The following is a 24,310-nucleotide window of genomic DNA, read 5'->3' as shown; positions in this document are numbered from 1 at the left end:
CTGGCGTTAATAGGGGGCCCTTCCTTTCACGAGCGGCGGGGATCAGCCGAAGATCGGCCGGACCAGCAGGTAGGCGATGCAGGCGATTAGCGCGGCCGCCGGGAACGTGATGATCCAGGCGAGCACGATGTTGCCGGCGACGTTCCAGCGGACCGCGGAGAGCCGCTTGGTCGCACCCACACCCATGATCGCCGAGGTGATCGTGTGGGTCGTGGAGATCGGCGCCTTCAACACAAGCGCGTTGAAGTAGAGCACCGCGCTGGCCACCGTCTCGGCGGCGAAACCTTCCGGCGGGCCAAGGTCGATGATCTTGCGGCCGAGCGTGCGGATGATCCGCCAACCACCGGCGTACGTCCCCAGGGCCAGCATCGTGGCCGAGGTCCAGAAGACCCAGCCGGGGATGTGCGTCTTGCTCTCCTGGAAACCGCCGGTGTAGAGCGCGAGCACCACGATGCCCATGGTCTTGGCGGCGTCCTGCATGCCGTGGCCGACCGACATGGCGGCGGCCGAAGCGGTCTGCGCCCAGCGGAAGCCCCGGTTGAGCTTGCCCGGCTGCCCCTTACGGAACAGCCAGAGGATGGCGAGCATCATCAGGTAACCGAGGGTCAGACCGACGATCGGCGACAGCACCATCGGCAGGATGACCTTCTCGCCGATGGTGACCCACTGGACGATGCCGCCGGTGGACAGCAGGGTCGCGCCGACAAGACCGCCGAAGAGCGCGTGCGAGGACGACGACGGCAGGCCGAAGTACCAGGTGATCAGGTTCCAGGCGATTGCACCGAGCACCCCGGCGAACACCACACCGAGACTGCTCACCCCGGTGGGCAGGGTCACCAGGCCATCGCCGACGGTCTTCGCCACCCCGGCGCCGAAGTGGGCGCCGATGAAGTTGCCGACCGCGGCGAGGCCGAGGGCGATCCGCGGTGTCAGCGCCCGGGTGGAGACGCTTGTCGCGATCGCGTTGGCAGCGTCGTGGAAGCCGTTGGTGTAGTCGAACACCAGGGCCACCGCGATCACCGCCAGCACGGCGATGAGTTCGGGCGTCAGAGTCACCGGCTCAGGACTCCTTGACCGCGATGGTCTCGACGGTGTTGGCCACGTGCTCGAAGGCGTCGCAGGCGGCTTCCAGTTCGTCGGCGACCTCCTTCATCTTGAGCACCGTCAACGCGTCGTACTCGCCGGAGAAGAGCCGGACGAGCAACTGCCGGTTGATCCGGTCGCCCTCGTTCTCCAGCCGGTTGCACTCGATCCAGTAGTCCTCGAGGTCCTTCATCGACTTCAGCCGGGGCATCGCGTCGGCGGTCAGCTTCGCCTGCTGGTCGAGGACGTTGACCATCTCGTGCAGCTCGCGGGGCAGCGCCGGCAGCTCGGTCAGCCCGTACAGGTAGAGCAGGTCGCCGACTGCCTCGAGGTGGTCCATCACGTCGTCGAGCAGCGAGCCGAGCCGGTAGATGTCCTCCCTGTCGAACGGCGTGATGAACGTCGAGTTGATCTTCTTGTAGAGATCGTGCGTGATCTGGTCGCTGTCGTGCTCGACCTCGGTCAGCCGCTCGCTGACCGACTGGACGTCGACACCTGGCAGGGCCAGTTCGTTAAGCAGCGCCGTGCCCCGGACCAGGTTCTGCGCAGCCCTGGTGAAGAGCTCGTAGAAGGCGCCCTCGGTGGGGCGGAAGGAAAACTTCACAGCACAGACCTCGTCGTGTCGGTGGAAGGTGGCGGCGTCCATCGGCGTCCGCCCGGTGAATGCTAGGAAACGCTCGAAGCGCGAATGCGTCGGCCCACCCCTGGTCAGACCTGATTCACCGCTCGTTCACCTGCTGTTCATCTGCGGTCCCGACCGCCCCGCGCCCCCGACACTCAATCGGTCGCGCTCGTGCGCCACGTCGAAATCGGCAGGCGGATACCCCAGATCCAGCGTGTCGAACGTCTCTCGCAGCAGGTGGGCCACCGCCCAGTCCCGGTACCACTTGCGGTCCGCCGGCACCACGAACCAGGGCGCGGCGTCCGTGCCGCACCGGCTCAGTGCCTCGGCGTACGCAGCCTGGTAGTCGTCCCACTGCGCCCGGGCATCGACGTCCGACGGGTTGTACTTCCAGTGCTTACGGGGGTCGGTGAGCCGCTCCAGCAGGCGCTCGCCCTGCTCGGCGTACGAGATGTGCAGCATCACCTTCACCAACGTCACCCCGCCGTCGACCAGTTCCCGCTCGAAGGAGTTGATCTCGTCGTAGCGGGCTCGCCAGGTGGCTTCCGGGACCAGTGAGCCGACCCGGGCGATAAGCACGTCCTCGTAGTGTGACCTGTTGAACATCCCGACGTACCCCGGCGGCGGCAGCGCCCGACGGATCCGCCACAGGAAGTCGTGCCGCAGCTCCTGCGGCGTCGGCGGACCGAACGACCGGATGTGCAGGCCCAGCGGGTTCATCGCGCCGGCCACCCGCTTGATCGTGCCGTCCTTGCCGCCGCAGTCCATCGCCTGGAGCACCAGCAGCACCCGGCCCGCCGGGCGGTCCGAGGCTGCCGTGGCCATCGCGTAAAGCATCTCCTGCTGCCGGCCCAACTCACCGCCGACGAGTTCGACCTGGTCACGGGCCCATGCCTTGGGGCGTTCCCCGGTCACCTCGGTCGGCGGCAGGCCGGGGGTGGACCGGGGGTCGATCGCCGCGAGGTCCACCGGCGCGGTGACCCGCAACAGCTTCCGCACGGATCCGCCGTCCGGCGCCACGATCTGCCCGTGCTGGGGTGCGCTCATCCTCGGATCATCGCCCACCCGCCGGCCGACCGCCCGTCGAGGAGCCACCCCGCCCTCCGGCCACCCGTCGAAGGCCACCCCGCCCTCCGCCCGCCCGTGGAGGGCCACCCGCCCGCCGGCCGGGACCGGCGGAGTCGCCAGCGCACCACGGCCGGGCCGCAAGGACCGCGCCTCTCGCCGTGCCGCCGTCAGCGCCGGCGGCGGGGCTGCCCGTTCGTCCGGTTGGCGGGAGGATGGTGTCCGGGACACGTACCGGTCGGGGAGGGTGGTGGGTCGTGCGGGACCTGGCGACGGAGTTCGAGGCCGAGCGACGCCGCCTGCTCGCGGTGGCCAACCGGATGCTTGGCAGCCGCAGCGAGGCCGAGGACGCGGTGCAGGAGACCTGGCTGCGCTACGCCGGGGCGCTCGCCGATCCGACGGCCCGCGCCGAGATCCGCGATCTCTCCGCATGGCTGACGACGACCTGCGCCCGGATCTGCCTCGACGTGCTCCGCTCGGCGCGGGTCCGCCGCGAGGCGTACCCCGGGCAGTGGCTTCCGGAGCTTGTGGTGAGCCCGGTGGAGGCCAAGCCGCCGACCGACGGTTACGCCCCCGACCCGGCCGAGCGGGCGGTGCGCACCGACCAGGTCGGCACCGCGATACGGGTGATGCTGGAGCGGCTCGCCCCCGAACAGCGGGTCGCACTCGTGCTGCACGACGTGTTCGCGGTGCCGTTCGCCGGGATCGCCGACGTGCTCGGCACCACCGAGGCGGCCGCCCGGCAGCTCGCCTCCCGGGCGCGGCGGGCGGTCACCGCACCGGACGCGCCACGGCACACCGCCGATCCGGCCGAGCAACGGCGGGTGCTGCAAGCGTTCGTTGCCGCCACCGAGTCCGGCGAGCTTGATCAACTGCTGCGGGTGCTCGCCCCGGACGTGATCCTCCTCGGCGACTCGGGTGGGCACTTCCCGGCCGCCCGCCGCCCGGTCGTCGGCGCGGACGCTGTGGGCCGCTTCACGCTCGGCCTGTTCGGTCGGGCCGGCCGTTACGGGCAGCGGGTGACGTCCCGGCCTGTGCTTGTCGACGGTGTGCTCGGCCTCCAGATGGAGACGCTGCACAGCGACGGCCGACCGATCCGCCTCGTCGTCGCCTTCGCCGTACACGAAGGCCGGATCACCGGCGTGTTCAACCAGCTCAACCCGGAGAAGCTTGGCGACGTGCCGCCGCTTGGCGACGACGATCCGTGGCCGCCACGCCTGTGAGCCGGGTGCCGGCTCAGACCACAAGCGCCAGCCATTTCCGGTACGCGGTGGCGAACGGCTCGGTGCCGTCACCGAGCGCCCCGAACAGCCAACGGGCGGCTGCCTCGGCCTCGACGACCAGGTCCTCCGGGTAGCCGAAGCGCGCCCGGTGTTCGGCGAACTCGTCCTCGTCGAGCAGTTCCACGACGCCGGTGGCGCGCCGCCGGACGACATCCAGGTCCAGGTCGATGAGGTGGACCGTGTCGTCGGACTCCCAGCGGGCCGGGGTTGCTATGTCGCAGTAGACCTCGCTGGTGCGCGGTGGCGGGTTGAACATGCACGTCCACCAGGCGTGGTGCGGCACCAGCAGGACGAAGGGGATCTTCTCCACCGACGGCCGGCCGTGGTAGACGGACTCGGTGCCGAACGGGACGCCGAGCCAGATGCCCAGGTCGTCCTCTGCGAGGCGACGAGCCGGGTAGTCACGGTGCGCTCTGCCGTCGTACTTGCGGTAGATCACTCGGACCACGTCGCTCGGCATGATTCGCACCTTAACCGATACCGCCCACGCCTCGTAGTGCCGCCGTAACCGGACGGCTACCACCGAAACGACCTACCGGCCGGCTGCGCGCCACGCGGGCGGATGGGCGCAGCCGGTGTCGGGCGCGGCGGGTACCGTCGCACGGTGACTCCGCCCCGCACCGCCACCGGTTCCGCCACCCCGTCGGCCCGTGCCGGAAGCCGGCGGCGGGGTGCCCGGCCCAGCGGCACCGAACTGCTGGCGGCGGCGGTCGGCGCGGTCCCCGGCGGCGCGGCGCGCCCCGGCCAGCAGCAGATGACCACCGCTATCGAGGAGTGCGTGACGAGCGGCGAGCACCTGCTCGTCCAGGCCGGCACCGGCACCGGCAAGTCGCTTGCCTATCTCGCGCCGGCCCTCACCCTGGACGGCCCGGTGGTGGTCTCCACTGCCACCCTGGCGTTGCAGTCCCAACTCGTCGACCACGACCTGCCCCGGCTGGCCGACGCGGTCGAGCCGCTGCTCGGCCGCCGGCCCACGTTCGCGGTGCTCAAGGGGCGGCACCACTACCTCTGCCTGGCCCGACTGGACAACTCCACCGAGGACGAGCCGGAGGACACCCTCTTCGACGCCCCACCTGCCAGGCCCGGCGGCGGAACGAAATGGCTGGGCGAGGCGAGTCGGCTGGGCAAGCAGATCGAGCGGTTGCGCGGCTGGGCCGAGCGGACCGCCACCGGCGACCGCGACGAACTGGACCCGGGCGTCGACGATCAGGCCTGGCGGCTGGTGTCGATGCCGGCCCGCGAGTGTGTCGGGGCGACCCGCTGCCCGTTCGGGCAGGAGTGCTTCGCCGAGGCGTCCCGGGCGCGCGCCCGCGAGGCCGACATCGTGGTGACCAACCACAGCCTGCTCGCTGTCGACATGCTCGCCGAACGCCACATCGTCCCGCCGCACAAGCTGCTCATCGTCGACGAGGCGCACGAGCTGGCCGACCGGGTCTCCTCGGCCGCCCAGGCGGAGCTGGTCCCGGAGCTGATCGACAGGTCCACCCGCCGCGCCCGCCCGCTGCTGCGACCGGAGACTGCCGAGGCACTCACCGCGGCCGGTGACGCGCTCGCCGTCGGGCTGGCCGAGGCGCCGGCCGGGCGACTCACCGCCGGGCTGCCGACGCCGCTGCGGGAGGCGTGCACGCTGCTCGACGCGGCCACCCGCGCCGCCCTGGACGCGATCGGCGACGTCAAGTCCGACGACCCCGACCCGGTCCGCAAGCAGCAGGCCAAGGCCGCGTTGGACGACCTGTCGACGACCGCCCAGCGGCTGCTGGAGGAAGCCGACCACGACGTGGCATGGGTGGAGAAGAACGACAGCGGCAGCCGCCGGGCCCTGGTGGTCGCGCCGCTGTCGGTGGCCGGCACGCTCGCCACCCACCTGTACGACGAGCGCACAGTTGTCGCCACGTCGGCCACACTGGCGCTCGGCGGCCGGTTCGACACCGTGGCTCGCGCCCTCGGCCTGGACGCGCCCCCGCCCGCACCGCCGACGCCGGCCGCCGCCGCGCTGGCCGCCCGCACCGCACCGGGCCGCCCCGCCGCCGAGGCACCCGGCCGCCGCCTGGCCGGGGACACCAACCCGGGTGCGGTAGTGCCGGCCACCGAGGGGCCCGGCTGGCGATCGCTGGACGTGGGGTCGCCCTTCGACTACGCCCGGCAGGGCATCCTGTACGTCGCCGCGCACCTGCCCCGACCCAGCGTCTCCGGGCTGCCGGAGGCCGCCGGGGAGGAGCTGCTCGGGCTCGTCGAGGCGCTCGGTGGACGTACCCTCGGGCTGTTCTCGTCGCGGCGGGCCGCGCAGCAGGCGGCGGAGCTGCTGCGCGCGCGCACCGACCTGCCGGTGCTGTTGCAGGGCGAGGAGGCGTTGCCGCTGCTGGTGCGCCGGTTCCGTGAGGAGCGCTCCAGCTGCCTGTTCGGGGTGATGTCGCTGTGGCAGGGGGTGGACGTGCCGGGCGACGCCTGCCAACTGGTGGTCATCGACCGGCTGCCCTTCCCCCGGCCGGACGAGCCCCTGGCGGCGGCGCGTGCCGCAGCAGTCGACGCGGGCGGCGGTTCCGGCTTCGCCGCGGTAAGCGTGCCGATCGCGGCGGTCCGGCTGGCTCAGGGCGTGGGCCGGCTCATCCGGGCGACAGGCGACCGGGGGGTCGTCGCGGTGCTCGACTCCCGGCTGGAGACGGCCCGGGGCTACGGGCCGTTCCTGCGGCGTTCGCTGCCACCGTTCTGGTACACGACACGACCAGAGGTCGCCCGCGGTGCCCTGGAGCGCCTGGCCAGCTCCTGACCCGCGCCCGGCTGCGACCCCACTCTCGCCTCGCTGCGCCCGCGCCAACGCTTCCCAAGATCGCGCAATAACAACGAAGTAGTGGTCACCGACGGATGGGAGACCACTACTTCCAGGAAACTGCACGACCTTGGCGGAGGGCGGCACCCCACGCCGCGTAGGTGTGGCGGCGGCGCCGGCCTCAGGGAGCTTGTGAGGCGACGACTACTGCGTCCGGTGGGGTGTCGGGCACGGTGCGGGCCGCCAGTCGGCGCACTGCCGTGTTGAGCACGGCGATCAGAGGCACCGAGACCAGCGCGCCGGTGATGCCGGCCAGCACCACGCCGGCGGCGATACCGATGATCACCGCGAGCGGATGGATGGCCACCGCCCGACCCATGATCAGCGGCTGGAGGACGTGCCCTTCCACCTGCTGCACACCGATCACCACACCCAGGATGATCAGCGCGGTGACCGGCCCGCTGTCGACAAGCGCCACCAGTACCGCCACACCGCCGGAGAGCGTGGCACCGACGATCGGGATGAACGCGCCGAGGAACACCAGCGCCGCCAGCGGGAACGCGAACGGGATGTCGAAGACGACAAGGAAGATGCCGATGCCGACCGCGTCGATGAACGCCACGAGCACTGTCGCGCGGACGTACGCCACGAGGGTCTGCCAGGAGGCCCGACCGGCGTCGTCGACCTTCCAGCGGGCGGCCACCGGCAGCAGCCGTACGAGGAAACGCCAGATGCGGTTGCCGTCACGCAGGAAGAAGAACGTGGCGAAGAGCACCAGCAGGGCACCCGTCAGCACCTCCGCCAGCGTCGCGGCGGTGCTCAGCGCGCCGCTTGTGAACTTCGAGGTGTTGTCGTTGATCCAGCTCTGCGCCTCGGCGATGTAGCGGTCGAACTGGCTGTCGGAGAGGTGCAGCGGGCCGGTCTTGAACCAGTTCTGGATCTGCCGGACGCCCTCGGAGGACTTCGCGCTCAACTCCGGCACACCCTGGATGAACTCGTTGACCACGAGGGTCAGCGTGCCGACGACAGCCGCCAGGCCGCCGACCAGCACCACTGCGGTCGCCAGCGAGCGGGGCAGTCGGGCCCGCAGCAGCCAGCCCACCGCCGGCGCGAGCAGCGCCGACAGCAGCAACGCGATGGCCAGCGGAATAATCACGATCTTGATCGTGCCGACGACCCGGAGCAGCGCCCAGGCCACCACCCCGATGACGATCAGGCGCCAGCACCAGGCCGCGGCGATCCGCAGCCCGTGCGGCACATCCGCGTCATCGCGACTGGACGTCGAGCTGTGCAGGTCCATCGCGGGCTCGGCACCGACGACAGTGGCTGCCGGCGGCGCGACCGGCCCCGGTACGGCGGGCGAGGCCACCCCGGCGGTCTCCGGCACGTCGCTCGGCTTCTGCTGGTCGGAGCGTACGGAATCCCGGCTCGACTGGTACGCGCGGCGCAGTCGCCCGCGTACCTGCTCGAAGCGGCTCAAGCGCACCTCCTGGCAGAAGAGTCCGGCCCGCCCACGGTGACAGGTCGCACAGCATACGTCCGTCCCGACACCCTAGGACAGTTCCGCCACACAGTGCCCCCACCACCTCTGGCGTAACCACCGGCGGCCGGTCGCCGGCGACACGGTAGCGTCTCCCCGTGACCGCCGACCAGGATTTCGACTCCGGCCTGCCGATCCGCCTGCTGCACGACCGCGTGCTGGTACGGATGGATGGCAGCGAGGGCGAGCGGCGCTCCACCGCTGGCATCGTCATCCCTGCGACAGCGGCGGTCGGCAAGCGTCTCGCCTGGGCCACCGCCGTCGGTGTGGGGCCGAACGTCCGCGCCATCGTCTCCGGTGACCGGGTGCTCTTCGACCCCGACGACCGTTCCGAGGTCGAGCTGCACGGGCGCGGGTACGTGCTGCTGCGGGAGCGCGACGTGCACGCCGTGGCGGCCGAGCGCATCGAGAACGACTCGACCGGCCTCTACCTCTAGTCACCTCCCTGGCTATCCGCCGCACCCTGCACCGTTTGCCCGGCCCCACGACGGGAAGCCAGCCGGCGACCGTTGCCCTGGGGAGGGACGATGCCGGTATTCGTAAAGAAGCTGCTGACCTGGGGCAGCGTCGCGTTCCTGATCTACTTCATGGCGTTCCGGCCGGATGGCGCCGCGCAGTTGTTCAAGGCGATCGGGGCCGCGCTGATGGCGATGGCCCAGGGGCTCGGTGACTTCCTCACCACCCTGATGACCTGAGCGCCGTCCGCCGTCCCGCCGCCTCGCTGCTCACCGCCTCGGCGACCAGCCGCCGCTTGGACGGCTGTCAGCGGTGAGCAGGCGGCCAGGGCGCCGGCGGACGTGCACCGGGCCAGCCGGGCGGCGCGTACCCGGGCGGTCCGTATCCGGGCGGTCCGTATCCAGGCGGTCCGTATCCAGGCGGGGGTGGCGGCGGGGCCAGCACCACCGGAATCGGCACCACCGGCTCGTCGGGAGCGTCCACCGGTCGCTGCGTACCGTCCGGGAAGCGCAGGTGGTAGCGGCTTCCGTCCCAGACCCCGACCGGTGCCTGCGGGTCCCGGCCCACGAAGAACGACCGGTACGCGGTGATCTGCTCCAGCAACTGCCGCTCCTCGGCGGCGGTCCGCTCCTGGTCGGCGGGTTTGCGGTCCAGGCCTCGCAATGTGCCGTCCCGCAGCAGAGCCAGTCGGGTGGCGGCGAACTGGTACCCCCGCATCGCCCGTACACCCGCGTCTCCGGCGACCCGGCGTGCCCAGCTGCGGGCCGCGTGGCGACGGCCGAGGCTGCTGAGCGCGGCCACCTCGGGTGGGCTGAGCCAGCCCGCGCGTACGTAGTCAGGCAATCTGCGCTCGGTGAGCCGGCCCTCCCACGCGCGCAGCCACAACGCGAGCCCGACCATGCCGAAGAACACCGGGACCATGAGACTGAGGAAGCCGTACAACATGATCACCACCTCGCCGGTGGCCTGGGTCAGCGTGGGCAGCAGGTTCCAGGTGCCGTGCAGGATCATCGCCAGCAGCAGGCCGGCGACGGGGGCGAGCACCCGGACCCGACGGTCGGCCGTGCGGGCCGCGATGCCCAGCCCCACACCGGCCATCGAGGTGAAGAGCGGATGGGCGAACCCGAACAGGAGGATCCGGACGATGAAGATGGCGATTACCTGTTGGGTGCCGGTCGCCGGGCCGTACTGGTCGGCGCCTGCCGCATAGCCGTGCCCGCCCAGGTAGAGGATGTTCTCCACCATGGCGAAGCCGACAGCGGAGAGCCCGCAGTAGACAAGGCCGTCGGTGATCCCGGACCACTCGCGGCGGCGGAACACCAGCAGCAGTATCGGGCCGAGGGCCTTTGTCAGCTCCTCGATGAACGGCGCCACCAGCACCCCGGTGAGCGCGACCGGCAGCCCTCTGTCGGCGAACTGGGCGGCCGAGAACTCGTTAACGGTGAGCGAGGCGGCGGTGGAGACGAAGGCTCCCCAGGTGAAGCAGAAGATCAGGTACTTCAGTGGTTCGGGCTCGTACCGGTCCAGCCAGAGGAAGCAGGCGACGAGCACCGGCACCGGCAGGATCGCGGCGACCACACCGATCAGCAGTGCCTCCGCGCCGAGGGACTGCCCGAGCGTGAAGAGCATGAAGACCGCGCACGCGGCGATGAGCAGCACCACCCCGGCCAGCACCAGGAACCGTCGCCAACCCAGTCGGCGCAACGGCATCCGGGGCGCCTCGCCGCCGGGTTGGGTCGCGGGCGGGGGCGGCAACGACGGCAGGGGTGCACCGGGCGAGGTGTCGGCCATGCGGTCAGCGTAGCCATCCGCCGCCTGCTGTTCCGGTCGCATCCACAGCCATGCGGTCGGCACTGACGCTGGGCTGCGCGCTCAGCCGATGGGCGGCGCGGTGGGCGGCTTCGGTGCCTCGCCCGGCTCGGCCGGCTCACCGACCGGCCTCTCCTGCTCCCCGAAGGCGGTGCGGATCCACCGGTTCGCCTCCTCCTGCTCGATCCCGGAGGCCACCAGCAGGTCACTCGCCGTCGTACGGATCTGGGCGACCACCACGCTGCCCGAGAAGCCGACCCCGGCGCTGTACGCCCGGCCGGCCTCGCTCACCGCCCGCAACGACCGCTCCCGTGCCTTCTGCGGCTCCTGGCCGGACGCGAATTCCTGCTTGAGCAGCCGGACCGCCTCGGCGAGGTGCGCGATCCCGTCCGGCATCGGCTCCGGTACGGGCTCCTCGTCCTCGATAAGTGTGACGGACCGGCGGATCAGCGTGCCGGTGTTACGCATCGCCCGGTCGATCGGATCGGCCGCCTCCGCGTAGTGGGTCAGCTCGCCACGGCGGTGCCAGCGGGCCGGGGAGAGGGTGGAGGTCTCCTTCGCGCCCTCGATCGCCTCGGCCAGGGTGGCCAACTCCTCCTTGTTGTTGCGCATCCGGTCCAGTGCCCGTTGGGTGGCGTCGCGGTCCCGTTTGCGCAACCCGTCGGCGGCGGCGTCGAGCTGGTCGGCGAGCAGGTCCAGCGCCGGCCGGGCGGCGCGATTGATCACCCGCAGCGGGTTGAGCGGCAGCAGGACCGCCGTCACCAGCAGCGCGACCCCGCCGCCGAGGAACGCGTCGATGAAGCGCGGGATCTCCAGATCTTCCGTGGAAGGGCTCAGCGTCACGATGAGCACCGCCGTGGCCGCCGCCTGGATGACGATTGCCACGCTGGCCCCGGCGAAGATGGTGAGCAGGATCGCCACCGTGACCACCAGGCCGAGCTGCCACGCCCCGGTGCCGACCAGGTAGATCAGGATGTCGCCGATCGCCACCCCGAACGCCACTCCGAGGATCAGCTCCACGGTCCGGCGGAATCGTTGCCCGACCGACGCGGCCAGGGTGCCGACCGCGGAGATCGGCCCGAAGACCGGCTGCGGGTTGCCGAGCAGCTTGTGCGAGATCAGGTACGCCAGCCCGGCGGCCAGCCCGGCCTGGACGGCCAGTCCACCAGCCATCCGTACCCGGTGCAGCCGGTCGTGCAGGGTCGCCCGCCCGCGGTGGCGCAGCTCCTCGGTGGCCTCGGCGATGCGCGCGCCGTCGACGTCCACCAGTCCTTCCCGCAACGGGGCACGGCGCACCATCGGTGGTTTCTTGTCGCGGGCCGCTGCCATGGGCGCGACTACCCGAGGCGGGCCCGCTGAATCCTCCCGCCCCACGCGCGCGGGACGAATGCGGCAGACTCGGGCGGTGACCGACCTGCTGGAGCGGTGGCGGGCGGCAGCCCGGGGTGCCGGGGTGACGCTCGACGATGCCGCGACCCGGGCCGGGGAGCAACTGCTCACCCGGTGGCGGGAGCCGCACCGGCGCTACCACACCGTGGCGCACCTGAGGGCCGTACTCGATGTGGTGGACCGGCATGCGGCGCTGGCCGAGCGGGCCGACCTGGTCCGCCTGGCCGCCTGGTGCCACGACGCGATCTACGATCCCCGGGCCACCGGCGACAGCAACGAACGGGCCAGCGCCGAGCTTGCCGCGGACCTGTTCAGCGGTCTCGGGGTGCCGGAGGCGGCTACGGCCGAGGTACGGCGGCTCGTGCTGCTCACCGGCGGGCACGCGGTGGCGCCCGCCGACTCCGACGGCGCCCTGCTCTGCGACGCGGACCTCTCCGTGCTGGGCGCGCCGCCGGCCGCCTACGACCGCTACGCGGCGGCGATCCGGCAGGAGTACGCGCACGTACCCGAGCCGGCCTTCCGGACGGGTCGGACCGGCGTCCTCACCGCCCTGTTGGCGCTGCCCGAGCTGTTCCGGCTGCCCCCTCTCGCCGACCGCTGGGAGCAGCAGGCCCGGGACAACCTGCGCCGGGAGTTGGCAAGCCTCAGCGGGCCGTCGACGGTCGCGGGCTGACAAGGTGCTTCGGGCGGCGCAGGCCGGCGTCGTGGAGCAACCGGACCAGCTCCCGGCTCGGCACCACCCGGGCTCCGAGCCACACCGCCGACTCGAACCGGTCGGCCGGGATGTCGTAGTGGTCACGGTCGAACCCGCGTCGAGGTGCGCCCAACGCCTCGGCGAAGGCGTGCAACTCGGCGTAGGAGACGTCGCTGATCAGGTGTGACCAGAGTCGGCCGCGCCATGGCCAGGCGGGCTGGTCCAGGTAGAGCATGTGCCCAAGTTATCCCGCAGAGTTGATCATGTTGATGATCGGCCACCGGCGACCTAGCCTCGGCTGCATGGCCTCCACCACCGGACTCCTCGACGACCTGCGCGCCGCTCTGGGCGAGAACGCCGTGCTCACCGACCCGGACCTGCTGCGCATGCACCAGCGCGACGAGGCCGACCTCTGCGCCGCCGGCATGCCGCTCGTGGTGACCCGCCCGAGCAGCACCGAGCAGGTGGTCGCTGTGGTCCAGGCGGCGGCACGGTACGGCGTACCGGTGGTGCCGCAGGGCGCGCGGACCGGCCTGGCCGGCGCGGCGAACGCGGTGGACGGCGCGGTGGTGCTCAGCACCGTCGCGATGAACGAGATCCGGGAGATCGACCCGGTGAGCCGGATCGCCGTGGTCCAGCCGGGGGTGGTCAACGCGATGCTTGCCGCGGCGGTGGCCAAGCAGGGGCTCTGGTACCCGCCGGACCCCGGCTCCTGGGAGTCGTCCACCATCGGCGGCAACGTGGCCACGAACGCGGGCGGCATGTGCTGCGTCAAGTACGGGGTGACCACCGAGTACGTGCTCGGTCTGGAGGTGGTGCTCGCCTCGGGCGAGGTGCTGCGCACCGGCAGGCGTACCGCAAAGGGGGTGGCCGGCTACGACCTGACGCGGCTCTTCGTCGGCTCGGAGGGCACCCTCGGGGTGATCACCGAGGTGACCGTCGCGCTCCGGCCCGCCCCGGCGGAGTCGCTGACCCTGGTAGCGGTTTTCCCGTCCACTGCGGCGGCCGGCGCGGCGGTGGCCGAGATCGCGGCCCGCGGGCTGACCCCCAGCCTGCTGGAGTTGCTGGACCAGACGCACCTGCGGGCGATCGAGGCGTACCAGCCGATGGGGTTGCGGACCGACGCGCAGGCCCTGCTGCTGGCCGCCGCCGACACCGGCAGCCGGGCGGCCGACGACCTGGTCGGCCTGGCCGAGGTGTGCGAGGCGGCCGGCGCCGACGAGGTGTACGCGGCCACCGACGCGGTGGAGGCTGCGGCCCTGCTCCAGGCCCGACGGTTGGCGCACCCGGCGATGGAGAAGTTCGCGGCCGACGCGTACCCGGGCGGCAACGGTGGCCTGGTGATCGACGACGTGGCGGTGCCGCGCGGATCGCTCGCCGCGCTGCTGGACGGGGTGGCCCGGATCGCTGCGGAGTGCGCGGTGCCGATCGGCGTGGTGGGGCACGCCGGGGACGGCAACATGCACCCGAACATCGTTGTCGACCGGGCCGACCCGGCGAGCGTGGAGCGGGGCCGGAGGGCGTTCGACGAGATCATGCGGCTCGGCCTGGAGCTGGGTGGCACCTGCACCGGCGAGCACGGAGTGGGGTTGCTCAAGCGGGACTGGCTGGCGGCGGAGATCGGGCCGGTCGGCGTCCGGGTGCACCAGGCGATCAAGTCGGCCCTCGACCCGGCGGGCCTGCTCAACCCGGGCAAGGTGCTCTGACCCGCGCCAGCGCGGCCGGTCAGCCCTCGACCTCGGCCGGGGTCGCCTGGGTGAGCAGCAGCAGGATCTCCCCCGCAACCGTCGTGCGCTCCTCACCCGGGCAGTCCTGCGAGGTGATCAGCCCGGAGGACGTGAGCAGGCTGGAGGTGAGCGCGTCGATGCAGGTCGTCCGGTACCGCCGGACCTGGTCGGTCTCGTTGGCCAGCGCCGGGTCGGCCAGCAGCACCTGAAGCCGTGCGGTCTGCTCCGGGGCGAGCCTGCCCCGCGAGGTGACCCCGTCACCGGCGCAGTCGAGGCACCGCCAACTGCCGTCCCGCTCGACGCTCAGGGTACGCAGCGGGCCGTCCGTGCCGAGCCGTTGCAGCAGGCTCACCTGCCCCACGGCGACCGTTGTCGGGATCTCGGGCTCGGACCCGCCGGCCGCCGTACCGGCCTGTGGTTGCGCGGCCGGCTCGACAGCGGCATCCCCGTCGAACAGCGAACAACCGGTCAGGACGCTGGTGAGCACCGCAGCGAGCAAGAGCGGAAGTAGGCGGGAGTGCGCACGGTAAGGCACGCGCGGAACCTACCCCACCGTAGGTAGGGTCCGAAACCGCCATTGAGGGGAGAATCGATAGTTACCCCTTGGTAACGTATTTTTCATCACCGAGCGGACGGACGCAACTCTGCCTGATCATCGCCGCCCCGATCGGCGGCGTAACCCCTGACGTCCGGTGCGCCCAACCGTGCCGCGTCGGCGGCGGCGTCGTCAGGCATCAACTGGGACTGCCGCTCCGCCTGCACCCGCACGCGGTAGTGCTCGACCTCGCGGGCCCGGGTCGCCGCGTCCCAACCGAGCACACCGCCCATCAACTCGGCGGCATGCTCCGCCGACTCCAGGCCACGGTGACTGGTCTCGAAGGAGATCCGGGTCCGCCGGGTCAACACGTCCTCCAGGTGCAGCGCACCTTCGGCCCGAGCCGCGTACACGACCTCGGCGGCCAGGTACTCCGGAGCCCCGGCCAGCGGCGACGCGAGCAGAGGATCGGCGTCGATCATCGCGAGCAGGTCCAGTGTGAGGCTGCCGTACCGCTCCAGCAGGTGCTCCAGGACACCCACCGGCACACCGTGCCGGCGGGCCAGGTCGGCACGGTCGCGCCACAGCGCCGGATAGCCGTCCGCGCCGAGCAGCGGCAGATCGGCGGTACGCGACGCACGGCCGCCGCCCAACCGGCGCACCGCACGGTCGACCACGTCCGAGGCCATCACCCGGTACGTCGTGTACTTGCCACCGGCGACAAGCATCAGCCCGAGCATCGGCTCGAACACGGCGTGCTCGCGGGAGAGCTTCGAGGTGGAGTCGGCCTCACCGGCCAGCAACGGACGCAGCCCGGCGTAGACGCCCTCGATGTCGGCAGTGGTCAACGGCCTGTCGAGCACTGTGTTCACCTGCTGCAACAGGTACTCGATGTCGCTGGCCGAGGCCGCCGGATGGGACCTGTCCAGTCGCCAATCGGTGTCGGTGGTGCCGATGATCCAGTGCCCGCCCCAGGGGATGACGAAGAGCACCGAACGCGCCGTACGCAGGATGAGCCCCGTCTCACCTGTGATCGCAGAGCGCGGCACCACCAGGTGCACGCCCTTCGAGGCGCGTACCCGGATGCCGGGCCGCAGCCCCACGTCGTTGAGCATCCGGGACATGTCGTCGCTCCACACACCGGTGGCGGCGATCACCGTGCGGGCCTGCACCTCGAACTCGGCATCCGGCGACCCGGCCGGCGCCTCCAGGTCACGCACCCGGACGCCGGTGACCTCCCGCGCCTGCCGGATCAGCCCGACGGCGCGGGTGCTGCTGACCACAGTGGCACCGAGGCTGGCGGCGGTACGGGCCAGGGTGACCACCAGCCGGGCGTCGTCGACCTGCCCGTCGTAGTAGCGGATCGCCCCGGCCAGCGCGTCGGCCCGCAGGCTCGGGAAGATCCGCCGAGCACTCTCCCGGGTCAGGTGCCGGTGCAGCGGCATGCCCCGGCCACCGCCGAAGAGACCGGCGAACGCGTCGTACGCGGCCACACCTGCGCCGTAGTACGAGCGGCGGAAGATCCGGGCGGGCAGGTCCCGCAGGCCCCGACCCGCCGGCAGCGGCACCAGGAACGGCACCGGGCGAACGAGGTGCGGCGCGAGCCGGGTCGCCAGCAGACCCCGCTCGGTAAGCGCCTCGTGGACCAGGTGGAACTCCAACTGCTCCAGGTAGCGAAGCCCACCGTGGATGAGTTTGCTGGAACGGCTTGACGTGCCGGAGGCGAGATCGCGTGCCTCGACCAGGGCGACCTTCAGCCCTCGGGATGCCGCGTCCAGAGCCGCGCCCGCACCTGTCACTCCGCCTCCGATGACCAGCACGTCGAAGCGTTCCGCGCGCAGTCGGCGCAGGTCAGCAGCGCGGCGGGCCGGGGAGAGCTGCCCGGCGACCGATCGGGAGATGTTGGGGTCACGCACCCGTCCACCGTAACCGCCCTGGTCACCGGTCGACATGCGGCGCTCGCCCCGTACTGTGCGAGTCATGCAGGTCGGCTCTGCGTCACCCGCTGGTCAACCACCGCCCTACCAGCCGTGGGCCGCGCCCCGGCCCAGCCCGTGGCCGGTCGTCGCGGCCGTGCTGGCAGGCTGCTGGACGGTGGCGGTCACCGTGGGAACCCAGGCCGGTGGCTGGGTCACCGACCAGGTGCTGCTGGCCTTCGGGCTGGACCGGGTCGGCTGGCTCTGGCCGGTGCTGGGCCTTGCCACAGTCGTGCTGGTGGGCACACCCGCCCTGCTGTTGGCCCTGTTGCCCCGCTCTGCCGCGGTCCGGGCCACCGGGTGGGTCTGGCTGGTCGCCGCGCTGGCCAGTGGGGTGTTCACGGTGCTGCGGGTCGTGCCACCGGTGCACCACGAGGCGTATCTCGCCGGGCTTGCCGGCCTGGCGCTGCTCGGCGCGTTCGCCGTGCGCTTGTCAGCGCGCCGACGGGCGTACCCGAAGGTTTCCGACCCTGTCGTCGGCGCGGCGCCCCACGGAGACAGCGACGCAGCGCGGCCCGAGGTCGGCGACGCCGCTCCCCACGGAGACGGCCACACCGCTCGGCCCGAGGTAGGCGGCGTCGCGGAGCCGGTCGGGCGGCGGCGGGAGTCGTCCCGCCCCGGTCCGGTGCCGCTGCTCGCGGTCGCCGCCGGCCTGGCGCTCCTGCTGCCGTGGGTCTGGCTGGGCGCGCTCGGCGGGCTGCTGGAGACGGCGCTCGCCGTGCTGGCGGCAGCCGCAGTGAGTGTGCTGGCCGCGACCCTGTTCGACGCAACGTTCTGGTCGACGTTCGCTGTCGGTAGGCCGCCCCGCCCGGCCCGGTTGGTGCTTGTCGGTGGCCTGGTCGCCGGGGTGGCGTTGCTGCTGCTGGCTGCCGGCGTCGGCCAGTCCGGCGCGCAGCTGCCCGCCCTGCTGACCCTGCCACCGGCGGGTTTCGCGCTCGCCGCGCTGTGGGCGGCGACCTGGCGACCCACAGCCGATCCGGCCGACGCCACACGCGCCGGTCGGGCCGCGACGGGTTGGCTGGTGGGCCTGGCCGTGCTCGGCCCGCTGGCGTTCACGGACCCGGAGGAGATCAGCCTGCTGCTGGTCGGCACCCGCGACGTGCCGTACTGGGTGGCGGTAGCCGCCGGTGCCGGGCTCGCCGTCGCGGTCCTGGTCGCCATCGGGTACGCGGTGCTGCTCGCCCGGCCCAAGGCACGCACCCCGAGCCGCCGGGTCGCGGCGGTGGCAGCCCTGGTGCTGCTGGTGACCACGGTCGTCGTGGACGTCGGTCCCGGCCAGCCCGGTCTGCACGGCGAGCGGTTGCTGGTGGTGCTTCGTGAACAGGCCGACCTGAGCGACCTGCCGACCGCCACACCTGGGCGGGCCGGGCGGGACGCGCGGGCGGCGGAGGTCTACCGGCGGCTGGTGGCCACCGCCGAGCGGACCCAGGCCGACCTGCGCCGCGACGTGACCCGGCTACGACTCGACCCGGTGCCGTACTACCTGGTGAACGCCGTGGAGGTGGACGGCGGCCCGTTCGTGCGGGCCTGGCTGGCCCGCCGGCCCGAGGTGGCCCGGGTGCTGGTCAGCCAACAACTGCGACCGCTGCCCGCTCCGGCAGGACAGACCCGGGGCACCGCGCCGACGCCCACCGGCCCGGAGTGGAACATCAAGCAGATCGGCGCCGACAAGGTCTGGTCACAGCTCGGGGTGACCGGTTCGGGCATCGTGGTGGGCAGCTCCGACTCCGGGGTGGACGGTGACCATCCGGCGCTGCGAGCCGGGTTCCGTGGTGGGGACGACTCCTGGTACGACCCGTGGAACGGCACCCGCGCCCCAACCGACAAGGGCGGGCACGGCACCCACACGACCGGTAGCGCTGTGGGCCGGGCCGGCGTCGGGGTGGCCCCTGACGCGCAGTGGGTCGGATGCGTCAACCTGGACCGCAACCTGGGGAGCCCGGGGCACTACCTGAACTGCCTCCAGTTCATGCTTGCCCCCTTTCCGGCCGGCGGCGACCCGTTCACCGACGGCCGACCGGAACGCGCACCGCAGGTGCTCACCAACTCGTGGGGCTGCCCACCCATCGAGGGCTGCGACCCGGCAGCGCTGCTGCCGGCCGCCACGGCGCTTGATGCCGCCGGCATCTTCGTGGTCGCCGCCGCCGGCAACACCGGCCCGTGGTGCGCGTCGATCGACGACCCGCCGGCGCCGTACGTGAGCGTGCTGACAGTGGGCGCTGTCGACGCGCAGGGGCGGGTGGCCCAGTTCTCCTCGCGCGGGCCGGTTCCGGGCGGTGCGGGCAAGCCGGACGTGGTGGCACCGGGGGTCGGTGTGGTGTCGGCAATGCCCGGCGGCGGATACGCAGCGCTGGACGGTACGTCGATGGCGACCCCGCAGGTCGCCGGAGTGGTCGCGCTCATGTGGTCGGCGAACCCGGCGCTGATCGGCGACCTGCCCCGGACCCGGCAGATCCTGCGTGACACGGCCACACCGGTGACGCCGACGTACCGCTCCGGCAACCCGGCCGACACCTGCGGCGGCCCGGCCAACGTCACAGGCGCAGGCCAGGTCGACGCCTACGCCGCCGTCCGCGCCGCCCAGCCGTAAGGAAGGGCACCTTATTAACGCCTCGTGTATAGGAAGGGGCCCTTCCTAACGCGGCGGGCGGGAACGCGGCGGGCGGGAACGCGGCGGGCGGGAACGCGGCGGGCGGGAACGCGGCACGACGCGTGGTGATCTAGGGTCGGCCACCATGACCGCCGAGATCGTCGTCACCGAGCTGACCCCCGACCTGGCGCCCAGCGTGGTACGCCTCTGCGCACAGGCTCTCGACCTGGCCGAGGACGCCACCGAGGCGGCAGCCATCGTGGACGTGCTGTGGCCCCGGGCCGCCACCGCCGGGCGGCCGGTGGTCGGGCTGGGCGCGTACCAGGGTGCTGACCTTGTCGGCGTGCTGCTCTGCTCGGTGTCGTCGAGCGATCCGACCGTCGGGCACGTCGACCTGGTGGCCGTGCTGCCGGACCACCGCCGCCAAGGTGTCGGTCGGGCACTGCTGGGGCGGGCCGAACGGGTGCTGGCCGAACGCGGCGCGACCGAGGTGCTGCTGGCCGGCAACCCGCCGTACTACGCGTGGCCGGGCATCGACGTCCGCTACACGCCGGCGGTCTGTGCCGCCCTCGCGCTTGGCTACCGACAGGACCGGACCGCCTGGAACATGACGGCCGACCTGTCGTACGACGGTTCGCCGGCCCTGCGGTCCACCGAGGCGGCGGAGCGGCGGCTTGCCGAGCAGGGTGTCACCGTACGCCGGGCGGAGCCTGCGGATCTGCCGACGCTGACCGAGTTCGCCCGGTCCACCTTCGGTGGCACGTGGGACGGCGAGCTGGCGGGGTCGGTGGGTCGCGAGGGCGCCGGTTGCCACATTGCGGAGCGGGACGGCGAGGTGCTCGGTTTCGCCGCGTACGGGTCGTCCCGTCCGAGTTGGTTCGGGCCGATGGGCACCGCACCGGTTGCTGCGGGGACGGGCATCGGCGGGGTGCTGCTGCGGCGCTGCCTGCGTGACCAGCGGGCGGCGGGGCTGGACCGGGCGCAGATCGGCTGGGTGGGGCCGGTGCCGTTCTACTCGGGCAGCGCTGGTGCGCGGATCGAGCGGGTCTTCTTCCTGTACCGGCGGACACTCGACGTCGGTTAAAGGGCGAACAGGATATAGATCCATATAACGCGATTCGCCCGCATCGCCGATCGGCGCCCCCTACCGTTTCGGTAAGAGGAGGCAGCCATGACCACGGATGATGACCAGACCGAGGACGGCCCGCCGATCACCTGGAAGCCGGTCGCCGAACTGCCCGACCAACTGCCGTTCGACAGGCTCGACTACGGCGACGCCGAGCAGCTTGCCGAGATGACCACCGACGACGCGTCGGCGGTGGAGTCACACGAGATGGTGGACGCGCCGATCCAGTTGCCTCCGCCGTACGACCAGGCGAAGAAACGGCGCAACCAGCGGCCACTGCCCACCTGACGACAAAAGGGCCACACGACGAACGGGGCGGACCGCATCAGCGGCCCGCCCCGTTCGGTGTGTCGGAACTGGACTCAGAAGTCCATCTCCCCGCCACCCGGGCCAGCCGGGGCAGCCGGGGTCTTCTCCGGCTTGTCCGCGACGACGGCCTCGGTGGTGAGGAACAGCGCGGCGATCGACGACGCGTTCTGCAGCGCCGAGCGCGTCACCTTGGCCGGGTCGATGATGCCCGCGGCCAGCAGGTCGACGTACTCGCCGTTGGCGGCGTTGAGGCCGTGACCCGCTTCGAGGTTACGGACCTTCTCCACCACGACGCCGCCCTCAAGGCCGGCGTTGACGGCGATCTGCCGCAGCGGGGCGTCCAGCGCGACCTTGACGATGTTGGCACCGGTCGCCTCGTCGCCGACCAGGTCCAGCTTGTCGAAGGCGGTCTTGCCGGCCTGCACCAGCGCGACGCCACCACCCGGGACGATGCCCTCCTCGACGGCGGCCTTCGCGTTGCGAACGGCGTCCTCGATGCGGTGCTTGCGCTCCTTGAGCTCGACCTCGGTGGCCGCGCCGACCTTGATCACCGCGACGCCACCGGCCAGCTTGGCCAGCCGCTCCTGCAGCTTCTCGCGGTCGTAGTCGGAGTCGCTCTTGTCGATCTCGGCACGGATCTGGTTGACCCGGCCCTGGATCTGCTCGGCGTCACCGGCACCGTCGACGATGGTGGTCTCGTCCTTGGTCACCACGACCTTGCGGGCGCGGCCCAGCATGTCGAGGCCGACGGCGTCCAGCTTGAGGCCGACCTCCTCGCTGATGACCTGGCCACCGGTGAGGATGGCGATGTCGGCGAGCATGGCCTTGCGGCGGTCACCGAAGCCCGGCGCCTTGACGGCGACCGACTTGAAGGTGCCCCGGACCTTGTTGACGACCAGGGTGGCCAGGGCCTCGCCCTCGATGTCCTCGGCGATGATCAGCAGCGGCTTGCCGGACTGCATGACCTTCTCCAGGATCGGGAGCAGGTCCTTGACCGACGAGATCTTGCTGTTGACGATCAGGAGGTAGGGGTCGTCGAAGACGGCCTCCATGCGCTCCGGGTCGGTCATGAAGTAGGCCGAGATGTAGCCCTTGTCGAAGCGCATGCCCTCGGTGAGCTCAAGCTCCAGCCCGAAGGTGTTGCTCTCCTCGACGGTGATGACGCCTTCCTTGCCGACCTTGTCCATCGCCTCGGCGATGATCTCGCCGACGGTGCTGTCACCGGCGGAGATGGAGGCGGTGGAGGCGATCTGCTCCTTGGTCTCGACGTCCTTGGCGAGCTTGGACAGCTCCTCCGAGACGCTCGCGACAGCAGCCTCGATGCCCCGCTTCAGGGCCATCGGGTTGGCGCCAGCGGCCACGTTGCGCAGACCCTCGCGAACCAGGGCCTGGGCCAGGACGGTCGCCGTCGTCGTGCCGTCACCGGCAACGTCGTCGGTCTTCTTGGCGACCTCCTTGACCAGCTCGGCGCCGATCTTCTCGTACGGGTCCTCGAGCTCGATCTCCTTGGCGATGCTCACACCATCGTTGGTGATGGTGGGGGCGCCCCACTTCTTCTCGAGCACCACGTTGCGGCCCTTGGGGCCGAGGGTCACCTTCACGGCGTCGGCGAGCTGGTTCATGCCTCGCTCGAGGCCGCGGCGAGCCTCTTCGTCGAACGCGATCATCTTGGCCATACGGCGTTGTCCTCCTGGACACTCACGGGCCACCCGAGATGTGTGCCCCGGATGGGCCGCCTGGTGTACGCACCTTGGGACGTCGCCACCTGGCGACGACGACGTCCTTCGGCCGGGCCGGATAGCCCGCGACGACCGGCCATGTGCCGCTCCGGTGTCTCCACACCGGTGCGACCTGGCCCCACCGTCCCGACCATTGGCACTCACAGTGTGCGAGTGCCAATGCCTTTTTTAGCACTCTCACCTGCCGAGTGCAAGCACGATGGGGCCGCTCAGCCGAGTTCCGCAGCCAGTCCGGCGCTGTTCACCGGCCCCTCATGGGCCCGCTGCTCGGTGTACGTGACCAGCAGGCCGGCCAGCTGGACGAGGTAGGCCGGCAGGGCCAGGACCGAGGTGACCACGATCACGGCCACCACGCCCACAGCGGAGCCCGGCGCGCCGAGCGGATCCGTACCGAACGGGACGGTGCCCACCGACTCCAGGGCGCCGGAGATCAAGCTGATGACGAGCACCACGCCGCCCACCAGCGCCACACGGCCGAGCATCATCCCGAACCGGTCGTGGAACATCCGGAACGACCGGCCGATCGGGTTGTGCCGTTCGAAGAGGTAGACCGGGCCGGCCATGCTCAGCGCGAACGCCAGATAGATGCCCGGCAGTACGCAGAGACAGATACCCACGCCGACGAGCAGGCCCATCACCAGCGTCCAGCCCCACAGGCCGAGCGCCCGGCGTACGCCGTACCGCAGCGCCCCGTCGAGGCTGGCCGGCCTGCCCGCGGCCTGCTGGGTGATCACCCAACTGCCTGCGGCCCACCCGACGGCCTGCACCGCACCGATGAGCAGGCTGCCGACGATCAGCACCACGACGAAGGTCAACAGCTCGGCACCGAAGTTGTCCGGCAGCCCGGCCACCGGGTCGACGGGCTGCGTATCCCACTTTGCCGTCGGGTCCAGGGCCAGCGAGATGATCGCCAGGACGGCCGCGGGCAGCACCTGGGTGAGCAGGAGAATCGGCACCAACTGCCGCCAGCCTCGCCGCAGTGCGCCGTTGAACCGGTCGAGCCAGCCCGGCAAACCGGCACCGGGCGGCGTGACAAGCGGGTCGTTGGGGTCGAGGCCGGGCGGGTACCAGCCGACCTGCGGCCCCGGGTACCAGTGCTGACCGCCGTAGGGACCAGCGCCGGGCGGGTAGCCGCCGGTGGGCGGGAAGACCCAGCCCTGCGGGGGCGGACCGGCCTGCGGGTCACCCCAGCCCTGCGGCGGCGGACCGGCCTGCTGACCCCAGCCGGCCTGCGGGTCACCCCAGCCCGGCGGCGGACCACCCGGCTGACCCCACCCACCCTGCGGGGCACCCCACCCTGGCGGCGGGCCGGCGGGCAGTTGACCTGCCTGCTGGCCCCAGCCACCCTGGGCGGCGTCCCATCCGGGCTGCTGACCGGGGTACGGGCCGGACGCGGGCGTCGCGCCGGGCGGAAGCGGATCGGACGGACCCTGCTCCCCCGGCCCGATCGGCGGGTTGGACGGGGGCGGCTGGTCGGTCATGAACCCTCCTCAGCAATGGCTGGAACGGTTCACGATCTTCCCGGGTGGGCTTCGCCGGCGCAGCCCCGACCCGCCGACGACCGGACACGATTCGGCTACCGGCCGGGCGGATGGGTGCG

Annotated in this window: 21 protein-coding genes; 9 read left to right on the top strand and 12 right to left on the bottom strand. The window is 71.9% G+C overall.

Annotated elements, in window-relative coordinates:
• Positions 1-42 precede the first annotated feature (42 nt).
• From ACLQ23_RS07645 to ACLQ23_RS07635, 3 genes are all read right to left on the bottom strand, one after another.
• A complete protein-coding gene (locus ACLQ23_RS07645; RefSeq protein WP_355590372.1) occupies positions 43-1,050 on the bottom strand; it encodes an inorganic phosphate transporter in 1,008 nt (335 codons plus the stop codon).
• Between the two features lie 10 nt (positions 1,051-1,060).
• Positions 1,061-1,687 (bottom strand): DUF47 domain-containing protein, encoded by a 627-nt coding sequence (locus ACLQ23_RS07640; protein WP_053655020.1) that lies wholly within the window; start codon positions 1,685-1,687, stop codon positions 1,061-1,063.
• Positions 1,688-1,813: 126 nt separating this feature from the next.
• Positions 1,814-2,752, bottom strand: coding sequence for a PPK2 family polyphosphate kinase (locus ACLQ23_RS07635; RefSeq protein WP_355589744.1), 939 nt, complete (start codon positions 2,750-2,752; stop codon positions 1,814-1,816).
• 275 nt (positions 2,753-3,027) lie between these two features.
• Here ACLQ23_RS07635 and sigJ point away from each other — a divergent pair, with 275 nt between their 5' ends.
• Positions 3,028-3,993: an RNA polymerase sigma factor SigJ gene (sigJ, locus tag ACLQ23_RS07630; protein WP_355589746.1), complete on the top strand. Its 966-nt coding sequence runs from the start codon at positions 3,028-3,030 to the stop codon at positions 3,991-3,993.
• Positions 3,994-4,006: 13 nt separating this feature from the next.
• Here sigJ and ACLQ23_RS07625 read toward each other — a convergent pair whose 3' ends face one another.
• Positions 4,007-4,513 (bottom strand): DUF402 domain-containing protein, encoded by a 507-nt coding sequence (locus ACLQ23_RS07625; RefSeq protein WP_167946837.1) that lies wholly within the window; start codon positions 4,511-4,513, stop codon positions 4,007-4,009.
• 102 nt (positions 4,514-4,615) lie between these two features.
• On the opposite strand from ACLQ23_RS07625, the gene ACLQ23_RS07620 reads away from it, so the two are divergent.
• Positions 4,616-6,820, top strand: coding sequence for an ATP-dependent DNA helicase (locus tag ACLQ23_RS07620; protein WP_425880476.1), 2,205 nt, complete (start codon positions 4,616-4,618; stop codon positions 6,818-6,820).
• A gap of 181 nt (positions 6,821-7,001) precedes the next feature.
• On the opposite strand, the gene ACLQ23_RS07615 is transcribed toward ACLQ23_RS07620, so the two are convergent.
• Positions 7,002-8,306 (bottom strand): AI-2E family transporter, encoded by a 1,305-nt coding sequence (locus ACLQ23_RS07615; protein ID WP_355589751.1) that lies wholly within the window; start codon positions 8,304-8,306, stop codon positions 7,002-7,004.
• Positions 8,307-8,458: 152 nt separating this feature from the next.
• Between ACLQ23_RS07615 and ACLQ23_RS07610 the strand changes: the two genes are divergently transcribed.
• Together ACLQ23_RS07610 and ACLQ23_RS07605 are read left to right on the top strand one after the other, a co-directional pair.
• Positions 8,459-8,797, top strand: a complete 339-nt coding sequence (locus tag ACLQ23_RS07610) for a GroES family chaperonin (RefSeq protein WP_355589753.1) — start codon at positions 8,459-8,461, stop codon at positions 8,795-8,797.
• A 90-nt stretch (positions 8,798-8,887) separates the two neighbouring features.
• The gene (locus ACLQ23_RS07605; protein WP_167946833.1) at positions 8,888-9,055 is read left to right on the top strand and encodes a hypothetical protein; all 168 of its coding nucleotides are present in this window, start codon (positions 8,888-8,890) and stop codon (positions 9,053-9,055) included.
• A 67-nt stretch (positions 9,056-9,122) separates the two neighbouring features.
• Here the strand turns inward: ACLQ23_RS07605 and ACLQ23_RS07600 are convergent, their stop codons facing one another.
• Both ACLQ23_RS07600 and ACLQ23_RS07595 read right to left on the bottom strand, forming a co-directional pair.
• Positions 9,123-10,649 (bottom strand): PrsW family intramembrane metalloprotease, encoded by a 1,527-nt coding sequence (locus ACLQ23_RS07600; protein WP_355630435.1) that lies wholly within the window; start codon positions 10,647-10,649, stop codon positions 9,123-9,125.
• 39 nt (positions 10,650-10,688) lie between these two features.
• Entirely contained in the window at positions 10,689-11,924 is a 1,236-nt protein-coding gene (locus tag ACLQ23_RS07595; protein ID WP_355589757.1) for an FUSC family protein, read from the bottom strand.
• A 106-nt stretch (positions 11,925-12,030) separates the two neighbouring features.
• On the opposite strand from ACLQ23_RS07595, the gene ACLQ23_RS07590 reads away from it, so the two are divergent.
• Positions 12,031-12,687 (top strand): HD domain-containing protein, encoded by a 657-nt coding sequence (locus ACLQ23_RS07590; protein WP_355589759.1) that lies wholly within the window; start codon positions 12,031-12,033, stop codon positions 12,685-12,687.
• On the opposite strand, the gene ACLQ23_RS07585 is transcribed toward ACLQ23_RS07590, so the two are convergent.
• The gene (locus tag ACLQ23_RS07585) at positions 12,659-12,943 is read right to left on the bottom strand and encodes a DUF4031 domain-containing protein (protein WP_355589761.1); all 285 of its coding nucleotides are present in this window, start codon (positions 12,941-12,943) and stop codon (positions 12,659-12,661) included. The two genes, ACLQ23_RS07590 and ACLQ23_RS07585, sit on opposite strands and share 29 nt — an antisense overlap.
• Before the next feature lie 67 nt (positions 12,944-13,010).
• On the opposite strand from ACLQ23_RS07585, the gene ACLQ23_RS07580 reads away from it, so the two are divergent.
• Entirely contained in the window at positions 13,011-14,414 is a 1,404-nt protein-coding gene (locus tag ACLQ23_RS07580; protein ID WP_355589764.1) for an FAD-binding oxidoreductase, read from the top strand.
• Positions 14,415-14,433: 19 nt separating this feature from the next.
• Here the strand turns inward: ACLQ23_RS07580 and ACLQ23_RS07575 are convergent, their stop codons facing one another.
• Together ACLQ23_RS07575 and ACLQ23_RS07570 are read right to left on the bottom strand one after the other, a co-directional pair.
• A complete protein-coding gene (locus tag ACLQ23_RS07575; protein ID WP_355589767.1) occupies positions 14,434-14,970 on the bottom strand; it encodes a hypothetical protein in 537 nt (178 codons plus the stop codon).
• 86 nt (positions 14,971-15,056) lie between these two features.
• The gene (locus ACLQ23_RS07570) at positions 15,057-16,871 is read right to left on the bottom strand and encodes a glycerol-3-phosphate dehydrogenase/oxidase (RefSeq protein ID WP_355590374.1); all 1,815 of its coding nucleotides are present in this window, start codon (positions 16,869-16,871) and stop codon (positions 15,057-15,059) included.
• A gap of 79 nt (positions 16,872-16,950) precedes the next feature.
• Between ACLQ23_RS07570 and ACLQ23_RS07565 the strand changes: the two genes are divergently transcribed.
• The 3 genes from ACLQ23_RS07565 (at position 16,951) to ACLQ23_RS07555 (ending at position 20,950) form a co-directional block, all read left to right on the top strand.
• Positions 16,951-19,536 (top strand): S8 family serine peptidase, encoded by a 2,586-nt coding sequence (locus tag ACLQ23_RS07565; RefSeq protein WP_355630424.1) that lies wholly within the window; start codon positions 16,951-16,953, stop codon positions 19,534-19,536.
• Between the two features lie 145 nt (positions 19,537-19,681).
• Entirely contained in the window at positions 19,682-20,620 is a 939-nt protein-coding gene (locus ACLQ23_RS07560; RefSeq protein ID WP_355630421.1) for a GNAT family N-acetyltransferase, read from the top strand.
• 87 nt (positions 20,621-20,707) lie between these two features.
• The gene (locus ACLQ23_RS07555; protein ID WP_355630419.1) at positions 20,708-20,950 is read left to right on the top strand and encodes a hypothetical protein; all 243 of its coding nucleotides are present in this window, start codon (positions 20,708-20,710) and stop codon (positions 20,948-20,950) included.
• 74 nt (positions 20,951-21,024) lie between these two features.
• Here ACLQ23_RS07555 and groL read toward each other — a convergent pair whose 3' ends face one another.
• Together groL and ACLQ23_RS07545 are read right to left on the bottom strand one after the other, a co-directional pair.
• A complete protein-coding gene (gene groL / locus ACLQ23_RS07550; protein WP_355589779.1) occupies positions 21,025-22,647 on the bottom strand; it encodes a chaperonin GroEL in 1,623 nt (540 codons plus the stop codon).
• A gap of 272 nt (positions 22,648-22,919) precedes the next feature.
• Positions 22,920-24,191, bottom strand: a complete 1,272-nt coding sequence (locus tag ACLQ23_RS07545; protein WP_355630416.1) for a hypothetical protein — start codon at positions 24,189-24,191, stop codon at positions 22,920-22,922.
• Positions 24,192-24,310 lie beyond the last annotated feature (119 nt).

Source organism: Micromonospora sp. DT41 (assembly GCF_049841715.1).
Classification (GTDB): domain Bacteria; phylum Actinomycetota; class Actinomycetes; order Mycobacteriales; family Micromonosporaceae; genus Micromonospora; species Micromonospora profundi.
This window is presented reverse-complemented; position numbering and strand designations above follow the sequence as displayed.

Bases quoted from the DNA above. Each gene is read 5' to 3' on its own strand.
- ACLQ23_RS07635 (WP_355589744.1), bottom strand. From the start codon at position 2,752: ATGAGCGCACCCCAGCACGGGCAGATCGTGGCGCCGGACGGCGGATCC.
- ACLQ23_RS07625 (WP_167946837.1), bottom strand. From the start codon at position 4,513: ATGCCGAGCGACGTGGTCCGAGTGATCTACCGCAAGTACGACGGCAGA.
- ACLQ23_RS07620 (WP_425880476.1), top strand. From the start codon at position 4,616: ATGGGCGCAGCCGGTGTCGGGCGCGGCGGGTACCGTCGCACGGTGACT.
- ACLQ23_RS07605 (WP_167946833.1), top strand. From the start codon at position 8,888: ATGCCGGTATTCGTAAAGAAGCTGCTGACCTGGGGCAGCGTCGCGTTC.
- ACLQ23_RS07600 (WP_355630435.1), bottom strand. From the start codon at position 10,649: ATGCGACCGGAACAGCAGGCGGCGGATGGCTACGCTGACCGCATGGCC.
- ACLQ23_RS07595 (WP_355589757.1), bottom strand. From the start codon at position 11,924: ATGGTGCGCCGTGCCCCGTTGCGGGAAGGACTGGTGGACGTCGACGGC.
- ACLQ23_RS07585 (WP_355589761.1), bottom strand. From the start codon at position 12,943: ATGCTCTACCTGGACCAGCCCGCCTGGCCATGGCGCGGCCGACTCTGG.
- ACLQ23_RS07580 (WP_355589764.1), top strand. From the start codon at position 13,011: ATGGCCTCCACCACCGGACTCCTCGACGACCTGCGCGCCGCTCTGGGC.
- ACLQ23_RS07565 (WP_355630424.1), top strand. From the start codon at position 16,951: ATGCAGGTCGGCTCTGCGTCACCCGCTGGTCAACCACCGCCCTACCAG.
- ACLQ23_RS07560 (WP_355630421.1), top strand. From the start codon at position 19,682: ATGACCGCCGAGATCGTCGTCACCGAGCTGACCCCCGACCTGGCGCCC.
- ACLQ23_RS07555 (WP_355630419.1), top strand. From the start codon at position 20,708: ATGACCACGGATGATGACCAGACCGAGGACGGCCCGCCGATCACCTGG.
- groL (WP_355589779.1), bottom strand. From the start codon at position 22,647: ATGGCCAAGATGATCGCGTTCGACGAAGAGGCTCGCCGCGGCCTCGAG.
- ACLQ23_RS07545 (WP_355630416.1), bottom strand. From the start codon at position 24,191: ATGACCGACCAGCCGCCCCCGTCCAACCCGCCGATCGGGCCGGGGGAG.